Consider the following 12,865-nt stretch of genomic DNA (forward strand, 5'->3'; position numbering starts at 1 on the left):
ACCCGGCTCGGACCAGACCGTCAGTCCACGCCGAGCACCGCGCGTGTCGCGCCGCCGACGCCGAGCCGCACGACCTCCGCCAGGTCGTCGGCCACGTCGACGTCCCGCCGCACGGTCGACGTGGCCGGCACCGCCAGCCGGACGTGCCCGGCCCGCTCGTGCGCCGCCGCGGATCCCGCGCCGAACCGCGGGTCGAGCGCGAGCCCGGGCAGCGCCGTGAGGAGGGTCGTGCCGGTTCCGTCGGCGTCGGCGACGACGGCACGGTCGTGCGCCGCGGCCATGCTCAGGGCGTCCGCGAGGTCGGCCGGTCGCAGCGCGGGCAGGTCGCCCAGCAGGGCGGCGATCCCGACGTCCCCCGCGCGGGCGCGGTCGATGCCCGCGCGCACGGCCGCGTTCAGGCCGCCGCCGGGCTCGTCCACCAGCTCCACGGTCGCCGCGAGCAGCTCCCGCAACGGTCCGTCGGCGGTCACGACCACCACCCGCTCGACGCCCTCGGCGGCCGCCGCCGCGACGATCGTGTCGATCGCCATCGCCCGCACCAGCCGCTCCCGCGACGACGGGGACAACGCGCTGGCCAGCCGCGTCTTCCCGTCTGCGGCCGGCTTCACGGGTACCACCACGACCCATCGCACGGGCGCATCCTCCCCCACCCGCGAGAGGATGCCCTCATGACGCTCTGGCTCACCGGCGACCCGACCGCCGACCAGCTCCTGACCGACGACCCGTTCGCGCTGCTCATCGGAATGCTCCTCGACCAGCAGGTCACCATGGAGTCAGCCTTCGCGGGCCCCGCCAAGATCGCCGCCCGCATGGACGGGCTCGACGTGCACCGCGTCGCGGAGGCGGATCCCGAGGCGTTCGCCGCCCTGTGCGCGACCCCGCCGTCCGTGCACCGGTACCCCGGCTCGATGGCCGGCCGCATCCAGGCCGTCGCCGCGGCGATCGTGCACGACTACGACGGCGACGTGACCCGGCTGTGGACCGACGGCGACCCCGACGGGCCCACGGTCCTCGAGCGGCTCAAGGCGCTGCCCGGCTTCGGCGACCAGAAGGCCCGCATCTTCCTCGCGCTCCTGGGCAAGCAGCGCGGCGTGCAGCCCGCCGGCTGGGCCGAGGCGGCCGGCGCCTACGGGGAGCCCGGGGCTCGTCGGTCCATCGCGGACGTCACTGACCCCGTGTCGCTGAGCGAGGTCCGCGCGACGAAGCAGGCGGCCAAGGCCGCGGCGAAGGCACAGGCCGGCTGAGCCCTCACTGGTCCCGCAGCGCGTCCTTCCAGCCCTGCGAGTACGCCTCGGCGCTGCCCTGGGCGAACATGTCCTCGGCCCCGAGCCGCACCAGCGCCCGCGCGCCGGGGCCGTCGTCGTCGGTCACCAGGTGCCCGAGCCCGCGGACGACGGCGAGCGGCCGCCCCTCGGCCTTGCCCTTGACCAGCTCGCCGGCGGATGCGATCTCGTCGGCCACCGCCGCCTGCGTCATGACCAGCGGGCGGCCGAACGTGTCGGCCTGACCGCGCAGGTCGTCCAGCACCACGAGCCCGGCGGCGCCGATCGCGATGTCGGTGACGCCCTGCCGCCACGGCCGCCCGGCCGTGTCGGTGATGACGACGCCGATCCGCGCGCCGAACACGTCCGACAGCCCCGCCCGCAGGCGACGCGCCGACGCGTCCGGGTCGACCGGCAGCAGCAGCACGGTCCCCTCGGGCGTGTTCGAGGCGTCGACGCCGGCGGCCGCCATGACGAGGCCGAGCCGGTTCTCGACGATCCGCGTGACGCCGGTCGAGTGCTCGCGGGTGGCGACGACGCGCACGGTCTCGTCGGTGATCGCCTGCTCGCGGTCGTCGGCGGACACCACGCGGCCCTCGGCCTTGGAGACCACCTTCGACGTGAGCACGAGCACGTCGCCGTCGACCGGCGGGTCGTCGCGGAGCAGGTCGGCGAGCAGCGCGACCAGGTCGTCGCCGGGCGCGATCTCCGGCAGCCCGGCAGGCGCCCAGACCTCGAGGCGCGCGGTCATCGCACCAGCTTGGGCAGCACGTCCGCCCCGAAGGTCTCGATCCACTCGCGCTGGTTGCGCCCGACGTTGTGCAGGTAGATGCGGTCGAAGCCGAGGTCGACGTACTTCTGGATCTCGACGCGGTGCTTGTCGGGGTCCGCGGAGATGACCATGCGACCCTCGAAGTCCTCGGGGCGGACCAGCTTCGCCATCTGCTCGAAGTCGAACGGGGAGCGGATGTCGGCCTTGGGGAACTTCATGCCGCCGTTCGGCCACTCGTGCATCGCGTGCGCCAGCGCCAGCTCGTCGGTCTCGGCCCAGGACAGGTGCAGCTGCAGCACCTTCGGCATCGACGCCGGGTCCTTGCCGGCCTCACGGGCGCCCTCGTCGAACTTGCCGAACAGCCCGGAGATCTTCTCCAGCGGCGCCCCGACGGTGATGAGCCCGTCGGCGAGGCGGCCGGCGCGCTTGGCGGTCACGGGCCCGGCGGTGGCGACGAGGATCTCGGGCGCGACCTCCGGCATGGTCCACAGTCGCGTGGACTCGAGCTTGTAGAACTGCCCGGCGTGCTTGACGTCCTTGCCCGCGATCGACGACGAGAACAGCTTCTTGATGATCTCGATGGCCTCGAACATGCGGTTGATGCGCTCGGGGGCCTCGGGCCAGTAGCCGGCCACGATGTGCTCGTTGAGCGCCTCGCCCGAACCCAGCCCGAGCCAGTGCCGGCCCGGGTACATCGCGGCCAGGGTCGCCGACGCCTGCGCGACCATCGCGGGGTGCCAGCGGAACGTCGGCGCCGTCACGCCGGGGCCGATGTCACCGGTCGTGCGCTCGCCCAGCGCGGTCAGCACGTTCCAGACGAACGCCGCCTGCCCCTGCGCCGGCACCCAGGGCTGGTAGTGGTCGGCCGCCATGACGCCGGAGAACCCGTGGGCCTCCGCGTGGGCGGACAGGTCGACCGCCTCGGTGGGGTGGAACTGCTCGAGCATCGCCGCGTACCCGACCGTGAGGCCGTCCGCCGTGACCTGTGCCATCAACACTCCTGGTGAACGAGGGATTCGCGGTGGTCCGCGAGGTCATCCCCGCGTTCACCCTAACCGCGGGTGGGCACCGGCAGCGCGGGCAGGGCAGCGGCGTAGAGCCACTCGTCGAGCAGGGGCCTGAGGAACATCCCGGAGACGTGGCTCGCGGTCGCGACGAACAGCTCCGTGCTCACGGACCCGTGCCGGAACCGGGCGGTCCACGCGCGCAGGATGTCGAAGAAGGTGGTGTCCCCGACCGTGACCCGCACGGCGTGCAGGGCCAGGGCACCGCGCTTGTACAGCCGGTCGTCGAACATGGCGTGAGGCCCGGGATCCCCGATCACGAGGTCCTGCGGCAGGCCGGCGAGGCGCCCCCAGGCCGCCCGCGCGTGCCGGTCGGCGGCCCAGCCGCCGGCCTCCTGCGACCACAGCCACTCGGCGTAGCAGGCGAACCCCTCGTGCAGCCAGATGTCCTTCCAGCGCGCGACCGTGAGGCTGTTGCCGAACCACTGGTGCGCGAGCTCGTGCGCCACCAGGCGCTCCGACCCGCGGCGCCCGTCCATGTGGTTGGCGCCGAACACGGACAGCCCCTGCGCCTCGAGCGGGATCTCGAGGTCGTCGTCGGTCACCACCACGGTGTACGAGCCGAACGGGTAGGGCCCGAAGCGGTCCTCGAAGAGCGCGAGCATCTGCGGCTGCCGGCCGAGGTCGTGCATGGCCGCGGCGCGCAGGCGCGCCGGGACGAGCACCTCGCCGCCGGAGAAGGCCCGCGCGTACCGGCCGATCTGCACTGTGGCGAGGTAGGGCGCCATCGGCTCGCTCTGCTCGTACACCCACCGGACGCGGCCCGCGCGCGGGGTGCGCGACAGCAGGCGCCCGTTGGCGACCACCTCGTAGCCTGCCTCGGCCGAGATGGCGATGCCGAAGGTCGCCTTGTCCGCGGGGCTGTCGTGGCACGGGAACCAGCTGGGCGCGCCGTCGGGCTGGCCCGCGACGATGACCCCGTCCTCGAGCTCCTCCCAGCCGACCTCGCCCCACGGGCCCGTCACCGGCCCGGGCTGCCCGCCGTAGATGACCTCGACGACGAGCATGGTCCCGGCGGGAACCTCGCGGCCCAGCCGGATGGAGATCCGGCCCCCGCGGTGCGTCCACCGGTCGGGGCGCCGTCCGCCGACGAGCACGTGAGACACCCGCAGCCCGTGCAGCTCCAGCGACACCTTGTCGATCGGCCGGGTCGCGCGCGCGTGCACGACCGCGCGGCCCGCGAGGCGGTTGGTGGCGACGCGGTACTCGAGCTCGAGCTCGTACCGGGCGACGTCGATGCCCCCCTCGGGCCGCCCAGGCAGGTAGGGGTCCTCCGCCGGGCTGGTCACGCGGGGGCCACCGGGTTGCCGGTCCACCGGGAGCCCGCGGGGATCGCGTCGCCGCGCAGCACCAGGGACGCCGGACCCACGCGCGACCCGTCGTCGAGGCTGGCCGCGGGCAGCACCACCCCGTGCGGGCCGAGGCTCGCCCCCCGCCCGAGCACCACCGTGTCCATGCTCATCACTCGATCATGGAAGAGGTGGGTCTGCAGGACGCAGCCGCGGTTCACCGTCGCGGAGTCGCCGAGAGTCACCAGGTCAGCCTCGGGCAGCCAGTAGGTCTCGCACCAGACGCCGCGGCCGATGTGCGCGCCGAGCGTGCGCAGCCACACGGTGAGCGCGGGCGAGCCGATGGTGGCCGGACCCATCCAGGGGACGGCGACGGACTCGAGGAACGTGTCCGCGAGCTCGTTGCGCCAGATGAACGAGCTCCACAGCGGGTGGTCGCCCGCCCGGAGGCGGCCGACGAGGATCCACTTCGCGGCCGTCGCGAGCGCGCAGGCCACGCCGGCCGCGGCCAGCACGACCGCCGGGGACAGCACGGCGGCGGCTCCCAGACCCCACGCGTCGAGCACCGCCTGCAGCGCGAGCAGCACGAGCACGCCGAGGCCGAACGTGCAGATCACGGGCACGATCCGGCACAGCTCGACCAGCGAACGGGCCACCCGCAGGCGCGGAGGCGGCTCGAACGTGCGCGCGTCGTCGGACTCCCCCGCCACCCGCCGCAGCTTCACGGGCGGGGAACCCAGCCAGCTCGTGCCGGCCCGCGCGTCCTCGGGTGTGGCGGACAGGACTGCGACGAGCCCGCGCTTGGGCACCGTGCGGCCGGGCGCGATCATCCCCGAGTTGCCCAGGAAGGCACGCTTGCCCACCTTGCTGCGCTCGACCCGCATCCACCCGTGCCCGAGCTCGTACGAGCCGATCAGGGTGTCGTCGGCCAGGAACGCGCCGTCCCCGACCGAGGTCATCGACGGGATCATCAGCGCGGTCGACGCCTCGACGTCGCGGCCGATGTCCGCGCCGAGCGCCCGCAGCCAGACGGAGGTCGCCATGCTCGAGTAGAGCGGGAAGAGCGTGGTGCGGGCGTCGTCCATGAGCCGCAGCGTCGCCCAGATCTGCCAACCCGTCCGGCTGCGGACCGCGTGGTACCCCTCGCGCATCCCGACCGCGAGCAGGCGCACCGCCACGAGCGTCACGACCGCGAGCACCAGCACCATGGTGACGGCGCCGAGCGGCACGGCGATGAGGGCGTCGAGCGCCGCGTCCCCCAGCGTCACCGAGCCCCGCAGCCCGAGACCCACGACGAGCAGCCCGCACACCGCGGCGACCACGGGCAGCGCCGCGAGCAGCGCGGCGGTCGCCCCGTAGGCCCCGACCCAACGGCGGCTCCGCGGCGCGCGGTCGCGCGGCCAGTGCCGGCGCGACGGCCCGTCGAAGGTGGCCGGCGAGCCGACCCACAGCTCCCCGGGCGGCACGGACGTGAGCACCGCGGACCCGGGCGCGACCTCGGACCACGCGCCGACGCGCGTGCCCGGTGCCAACGTGCTGCGGGTCCCCACCGTCGCGCGCTTGTCGATCCGCACGCGCCCCACCCGCAGCACGTCGCCGTCGAGCCAGTGCCCGCGCAGGTCCACCTCCGGCTCGACCGCGCAGCCGTTGCCGAGCGTGAGCAGGCCCGTGACCGGCGGGAGCGCGTGCAGGTCGACGTTCTTGCCGACGGTCGCGCCGAGCGCGCGTGCGTACTCGGAGACCCACGGCGCGCACGACAGGTTCTCGGCCCCCGCGGCCGCGGCCCACGACTCGGTGAACCAGAGCCGCAGGTGCATCGACCCGCCGCGGGGGTAGCGGCCCGGCTCGATGTCGCCGAGCAATGCCCGCGCGACGAGCACGGTGGTCCCCATCCGGCCGAGCGGGCTGATGAGCACCACCCAGCCGAGCGCGACCCACCACCAGACCCCCGGCACGACGGGCACCCAGGGCGCCGACGTCGTCGCGACGAGCACGGCGTCCGCCGCCAGCAGCCACGTGAGCCAGCGCAGGCCGACCAACGCCGCCAACGGGATCGCGAGCACCGTCTGCAGCACCTGGGCCCGCCGCGGCGTCGGGACGACGACGCGCTCGTCGGCCGCGACCGGCGCATCGAACTCGTCGAGCCGCGCGGCCAGGTCCCCGAGGCGCGGGTAGTCGTAGACGTCGGCGACCGTCACCGTGGGGAACCGGGCGCGCAAGGCGCTGACCAGCTGCGCGGCGACCAGGCTGCCGCCGCCGGACGCGAAGAAGTCCTCGCCGGGGCCGGCCACCGCGACGCCGAGCGCGGCGGTCCAGCGCTCGGCCACCCACTCACCGGTGGGCGTGAGCCCGACGGCGGGCGCGGACTCCTCGTCGGGCCGCTCGAGCGGCCAGGGCAGCGCGTCGCGGTCGACCTTGCCGGAGCCCCGCGTCGGGATCGCGTCGACCCGCGCGAGCAGCGGGACCAGGGCCGCGGGCAGGCTCGCGGTGAGGCGCCGACGCGACTCAGCCAGGTCCAGCTCGACGCCCGGTTCGGGCACCACGTACCCGACGAGCACGGCCGTCCCCGCCGGTGTCCGCCGGACCGCCGCCGCCGCGCTCGCCACGCCCGCCAGGCCCAGCAGCGCGGAGTCGACCTCGCCCAGCTCGATGCGCCGGCCACCGACCTTGACCTGGTCGTCGGCCCGGCCCTGGAACAGCAGCCCGTCGGCCTCGTACCGGACCAGGTCACCGCTGCGGTACGCCCGCTCCCAGCCGAGCCCGTCGACGGCCGCGTACTTCTCCGCGTCCTTCGCCGGGTCGAGGTACCGGGCGAGGCCGACGCCGCCGATGATCAGCTCCCCGACGCCGCCCTCCTCGACCTGCGTCCCGTCCGGCGCGACGACCGCGAGGTCCCAGCCGTCGAGCGCGTGCCCGATGCGCACCGGCCCCTCGCCGGTGAGCAGCGCGGCGCACGCGACGACGGTCGCCTCGGTCGGGCCGTACGTGTTCCACACCTCGCGCCCGTCCCCCACCAGCCGCGCGGCCAGCTCGGGCGGGCACGCCTCGCCGCCGAAGATGAGCAGCCGCACGCCGGCCAGCTCCTCGCCGCGCCACAGCCCCGCCAGCGTCGGGACCGTCGAGATGACGGTGATGCCCTGCGCCACGAGCCACGGCCCGAGGTCCATGCCCGTGCGCACCAGCGCGCGCGGCGCGGGCACCAGGCACGCACCGTGCGCCCACGCGAGCCACATCTCCTCGCAGCTGGCGTCGAAAGCCACCGACAGGCCGGCGAGCACGCGGTCGCCCGGGCCGAGCGGCGCGTCCTGCAGGAACAGCCGGGCCTCGGCGTCGACGAACGCCGCGGCGGACCGGTGCGTCACGGCCACACCCTTGGGCGCCCCGGTCGAGCCGCTGGTGAAGATGATCCACGCGTCGTCGTCGAGCCCAGGACGCACCGGGGGCGCCGCCTTCTTCGTCTCCAGGTCGCCCTCGGTGAGCACCCGCGCCACGTCCGCCTCGCCGAACACGGTCCGCGCGCGCTCGTCGGGGTCGTCCACGTCCACCGGCACGTACGCCGCCCCGGCCGCCAGCACCGAGAGGATCGCCGTGTAGAGCTCGGCCGTGCCCGACGGGATGCGCACCCCGACCCGGTCACCCGGCCCGATGCCGACCGCCGCGAGTCCCGCGGCCCCGGCGCCGACCGCCTCGGCCAGCTCCCGGTAGGTCAGGACCGCGCTGCCGTCGTCGATCGCGGGGGCGTCCGGGTGCGCGGCCACCGTGGCGTCGAGCACGTCCAGGAGGGTGCGCGGTGGTGCGGCGAGGTGCGACCGGAGGAAGCCCTCGGAGGCCATCGGCAAGCCTCCCCGTCGCTCCGTGTGCATGTGTCCACCCGATCATCCGCTCCCGACCGGCGAGTGGCGATCCTTGCACCACGCGCGCTCCGGTCGCGTACGCGTCCAGCCGTGTTTACCGACTGTTCGTCGGATGGTCGCCAGGCCACCCCGGCCCCACCGATCTGGGAAGATGTCTGCCCATGAGCTCCGCGCACCCCAACACGCCCACCGCACCCGTCGTCACGACCGGCACGCGGCAGGTACCGGACCGGGTCTCGCTCGACGGTGTCGAGACCCGCTGGGACGAGGCGTGGACCGCGCAGAACCTGTACGGGTTCGACCGCACCGCGACCCGCGAGCAGGTCTACTCGATCGACACGCCGCCGCCCACCGTGTCCGGCTCGCTGCACATCGGCCACGTGTTCTCCTACACGCACACCGACGTCGTCGCGCGCTTCCAGCGGATGCGTGGCCGCGAGGTGTTCTACCCGATGGGCTGGGACGACAACGGCCTGCCCACGGAGCGCCGCGTGCAGAACTACTACGGCGTCCGCTGCGACCCGTCGCTGCCCTATGAGGCCGAGTTCACCCCGCCCTTCGAGGGCGGCGAGGGCAAGTCCGGGCCGCAGGTGCCGGTGAGCCGCAAGAACTTCGTCGAGCTGTGCGAGCGCCTGACCGTCGAGGACGAGCAGCTGTTCGAGGCGGTCTGGCGCCGGCTCGGCCTGTCCGTCGACTGGTCGCGGACCTACCAGACGGTCTCGGCGGAGTCCCGCGCCGTGGCCCAGCAGGCCTTCCTGCGCAACCTCGCGCGCGGCGAGGCGTACCAGGCCGAGGCGCCCGGGCTGTGGGACGTGACGTTCCAGACCGCCGTGGCGCAGGCCGAGCTCGAGGCGCGCGACTACCCGGGTGCCTTCCACCGGGTCGCCTTCCACGGGGCCGACGGACCGGTCTACATCGAGACCACCCGACCCGAGCTGCTCCCCGCCTGCGTCGCGCTCATCGCGCACCCCGACGACGAGCGGTACCAGCACCTGTTCGGCACGACGGTCCGCTCGCCGCTGTTCGACGTCGAGATCCCCGTCCTGGCGCACCCCCTGGCCGAGCCCGACAAGGGCGCGGGCATCGCGATGTGCTGCACGTTCGGCGACCTCACCGACGTGCAGTGGTGGCGCGAGCTCCAGCTGCCGACGCGTTCCGTCGTGGGCCGTGACGGCCGCATCCTGCGCGACACCCCGGAGTGGCTGAGCACCAACGCCGCGCGCGCCCGCTACGAGGAGCTCGCCGGCAAGACCACCTTCTCCGCACGCGAGGCGGTCGTCGCCGGCCTGCGCGAGACGGGCGACCTCGATGGCGAGCCCGTCACCACGCAGCGCAAGGCGAACTTCTACGAGAAGGGCGACAAGCCGCTCGAGATCGTCACCAGCCGCCAGTGGTACATCCGCAACGGCGGTCGCGACGAGATGCTGCGCGCGGCCCTGCTGGCACGCGGGACCGAGCTGGGGTTCAACCCCGACTTCATGAAGGTCCGCTACGAGAACTGGGTCAGCGGCCTGAACGGCGACTGGCTGGTCTCGCGGCAGCGGTTCTTCGGCGTCCCGTTCCCGGTCTGGTACCCGCTCGACGAGCAGGGCGAGCCGCGGCACGACGCGCCGCTGCTGCCCACCGAGGACCAGCTGCCGATCGACCCGTCCTCCGACGTGCCCGCCGGCTACACGGCCGACCAGCGCGGCGTGCCCGGCGGGTTCGCCGCCGACCCCGACATCATGGACACGTGGGCCACCAGCTCGCTGACCCCGCAGATCGTCGGCGGCTGGCGCACCGACCCCGACCTGTTCAGCCGCGTGTTCCCCATGGACCTGCGCCCCCAGGGCCAGGACATCATCCGCACCTGGCTGTTCTCCACGGTGGTCCGCTCGCACCTCGAGCACGGCTCGCCCCCGTGGTCGGACGCGGCCATCAGCGGCTGGATCCTCGACCCGGACCGCAAGAAGATGTCGAAGTCCAAGGGCAACGTGGTCACCCCCATGAGCCTGCTCGAGGAGCACGGGTCCGACGCGGTCCGCTACTGGGCCGCCTCGGCGCGCCTGGGCACCGACGCCGCGTTCGAGATCGGCCAGATGAAGATCGGCCGCCGCCTGGCCATCAAGGTGCTCAACGCCTCGAAGTTCGCGCTCTCGTTCGGCGCGGCCGACGAGCCCCTCGCGCTGGACCCGGCGCTGGTCACCGTCGAGATCGACCGCGCGATGCTGGCGGGCCTGGCCGACGTCGTCGACAAGGCCACCGCCGCCCTCGCCGCGTACGACCACACTCGCGCGCTCGAGCTGTCGGAGACGTTCTTCTGGACGTTCTGCGACGACTACCTCGAGCTGGTCAAGGACCGCGCCTACGGCGACCCCTCCCCCGAGACGGTCTCCGCCCGCACGGCCCTGGCGATCGCCCTCGACGTGCTGCTGCGCCTGTTCGCCCCGGTGCTGCCGTTCGCCACCGAGGAGGTCTGGTCGTGGTGGCGCGAGGGTTCGGTGCACCGCGCGCCGTGGCCGTCCGCCGAGCCGCTGCGCACCGCCGCCGACCCCGGCATCGTCGCCGCGGCGGGCTCCGCGCTCGCGGCGCTGCGCAAGGTCAAGTCGGAGGCCAAGCTGTCGATGCGCACCGAGATCACGGCCGTCGAGCTCGCCGTCCCGGCCGCCCTGCGACCGGGCGTCGAGGTCGCGCTCGACGACATCCGGTCCGCGGGCCGGGTCACCGGCACGCTCACGCTGGCCGACGGCGACGGCGACACGTGTGTCGCCCGCGACGCCGAGCTGGTGCCCCCCGAGCCGAAGGCCTGACATGCGCGAGATCCGGTCCGAGACCCTCGTCGAGGTCGACCCCGCGGACAGCATCCCCGGGATGCTCGCCGAACGGCTGCTGCGTGACCCGACGGGGACGTTCGCCGAGCGGCAGGTCGACGGCGCGTGGACCGCGGTCACCGTCGCGGAGTTCGTCGCCGAGGTGACGGCGGTGGCCAAGGGCCTCGTCGCGCACGGCATCGAGCCGGGCGAACGCGTCGCGATCATGTCCCGCACGCGCTACGAGTGGACCCTGCTCGACTTCGCCTGCTGGGCGGCCGGAGCCCTCGGCGTGCCCGTCTACGAGACCTCGTCGGCCGAGCAGGTCCGCTGGATCATGGCCGACGCCGGGGTCCGGCTGGCCCTGGTCGAGAACGCGAAGCACGCGGCGGTCGTCGCGCAGGTTCGCGACGACCTGCCCGGCCTCACCGAGGTCCTCGTCATCGACGACGGCGCCGTCGCGGCGCTCGTCGAGTCAGGCACCGCGGTCTCGGACGCCGAGATCCGCCGTCGCAGCGCGATCGCCCGCGCCGACCACCTGGCGACCGTCATCTACACGTCCGGCACCACCGGCCGGCCCAAGGGCGTCGAGCTCACGCACGGGAACTTCGTCGCGATCACCCGCAACGGGGTGGCCGGCCTGGGCGAGGTCGTCGCGATGCCCCACTCGCGCACGTTGCTGTTCATGCCGCTCGCGCACGTGTTCGCGCGGTTCATCCAGGTGCTCTGCGTGCCCTCGGGAGCGGTGCTGGGCCACACGCCGGACACCAAGTCCCTGGTCCCGGACCTCGGGACGTTCCAGCCGACGTTCATCCTCGCGGTGCCCCGCGTCTTCGAGAAGGTCTACAACTCGGCCGAGCAGAAGGCCGGCTCCGGGACGAAGCTCAAGCTCTTCCGCTGGGCCGCCCGAGCGGCCGAGGACTACTCCCGCTCGCTGGAGACCGGCGGCCCGGGCGCCGCCCTGCGTGCCCGCCACGCCCTGGCCGGCAGGCTCGTGCACGCGAAGCTGCGCGCGGCGCTGGGCGGCCACGCGGAGTTCGCGATCTCCGGCGGCGCGCCGCTGGGCGAGCGGCTCGGGCACTTCTACCGCGGCATCGGCGTCGAGGTCCTCGAGGGCTACGGCCTGACCGAGACCACCGCCGCGACGGCCGTGACCCACCCCCGCGCGACGACCATCGGCACCGTCGGCCCCCCGTACCCCGGCACGGCGCTGCGGGTCGACGACGAGGGACAGATCTTCGTCTCCGGGCCGCACGTCTTCCGCGGCTACCGGCACGACGCCGAGGCGACCGCCGAGGTGCTCGTCGACGGCTGGTTCCGCACCGGCGACCTGGGCTCCTTCGACGAGCTGGGCAACCTGCGGATCACGGGCCGCACCAAGGAGATCATCGTCACCGCCGGCGGCAAGAACGTCGCCCCTGCCGTGCTCGAGGACCGGTTGCGCGGACACCCCCTGGTCAGCCAGGTCGTCGTGGTCGGCGACCAGCGCCCGTTCATCGGCGCCCTGGTCACGCTCGACGCCGAGATGCTCCCCGGCTGGCTCTCGAACCACGGCATGCCGGCCATGTCCGTCGACGAGGCCGCCGCCGATCCGGGCGTCCTCGAGGCGCTCGACCGCGCCGCCGACCGCGCGAACGAGGCCGTCTCGCGCGCCGAGTCCATCCGCAAGCTGCGCGTGCTCACCACGGACTTCACCGAGGCCAACGGCTACCTCACGCCGTCCCAGAAGGTGAAGCGCGCCCTGGTCCTCAAGGACTTCGCGGCAGACATCGACGCGCTCTACGTGGACACCCGCCCCACCGACTGACCACAACGTCCGCACTCGATGGGCCTCT

8 protein-coding genes are annotated in these 12,865 nt (G+C 74.1%); 3 read left to right on the forward strand and 5 right to left on the reverse strand.

Features of this window, described 5'->3' with window-relative positions; all coding sequences use genetic code 11:
* Positions 1-20: 20 nt before the first annotated feature.
* Positions 21-632 carry a 2-phospho-L-lactate guanylyltransferase gene (gene cofC / locus ACXJKA_RS12695; RefSeq protein ID WP_456825567.1) on the reverse strand — a complete coding sequence of 204 codons (612 nt, stop codon included), beginning with the start codon at positions 630-632 and terminating at the stop codon, positions 21-23.
* Between the two features lie 36 nt (positions 633-668).
* On the opposite strand from cofC, the gene ACXJKA_RS12700 reads away from it, so the two are divergent.
* A complete protein-coding gene (locus tag ACXJKA_RS12700; RefSeq protein ID WP_456825568.1) occupies positions 669-1,244 on the forward strand; it encodes an HhH-GPD-type base excision DNA repair protein in 576 nt (191 codons plus the stop codon).
* A gap of 4 nt (positions 1,245-1,248) precedes the next feature.
* On the opposite strand, the gene ACXJKA_RS12705 is transcribed toward ACXJKA_RS12700, so the two are convergent.
* From ACXJKA_RS12705 to ACXJKA_RS12720, 4 genes are read right to left on the reverse strand one after another with little or no spacing between them, the layout of a single operon-like run.
* Positions 1,249-2,013: a coenzyme F420-0:L-glutamate ligase gene (locus tag ACXJKA_RS12705; RefSeq protein WP_456825569.1), complete on the reverse strand. Its 765-nt coding sequence runs from the start codon at positions 2,011-2,013 to the stop codon at positions 1,249-1,251.
* Positions 2,010-3,026, reverse strand: a complete 1,017-nt coding sequence (locus ACXJKA_RS12710; protein ID WP_456825570.1) for a TIGR03557 family F420-dependent LLM class oxidoreductase — start codon at positions 3,024-3,026, stop codon at positions 2,010-2,012. The genes ACXJKA_RS12705 and ACXJKA_RS12710 overlap by 4 nt, the downstream gene beginning before the upstream one ends.
* Positions 3,027-3,085: 59 nt before the next feature.
* Positions 3,086-4,387 (reverse strand): M1 family metallopeptidase, encoded by a 1,302-nt coding sequence (locus ACXJKA_RS12715; protein ID WP_456825571.1) that lies wholly within the window; start codon positions 4,385-4,387, stop codon positions 3,086-3,088.
* The gene (locus tag ACXJKA_RS12720; RefSeq protein ID WP_456825572.1) at positions 4,384-8,220 is read right to left on the reverse strand and encodes a Pls/PosA family non-ribosomal peptide synthetase; all 3,837 of its coding nucleotides are present in this window, start codon (positions 8,218-8,220) and stop codon (positions 4,384-4,386) included. Before ACXJKA_RS12720 ends, ACXJKA_RS12715 begins: the two co-directional genes overlap by 4 nt.
* 182 nt (positions 8,221-8,402) lie before the next feature.
* On the opposite strand from ACXJKA_RS12720, the gene valS reads away from it, so the two are divergent.
* Together valS and ACXJKA_RS12730 are read left to right on the forward strand one after the other, a co-directional pair.
* Positions 8,403-11,030: a valine--tRNA ligase gene (gene valS, locus ACXJKA_RS12725; RefSeq protein ID WP_456825573.1), complete on the forward strand. Its 2,628-nt coding sequence runs from the start codon at positions 8,403-8,405 to the stop codon at positions 11,028-11,030.
* Between the two features lies 1 nt (position 11,031).
* A complete protein-coding gene (locus tag ACXJKA_RS12730; RefSeq protein ID WP_456825574.1) occupies positions 11,032-12,837 on the forward strand; it encodes an AMP-dependent synthetase/ligase in 1,806 nt (601 codons plus the stop codon).
* The last annotated feature ends 28 nt before the right edge of the window (positions 12,838-12,865 follow it).

The sequence above is a fragment of the Cellulomonas sp. P5_E12 genome (assembly GCF_054049315.1).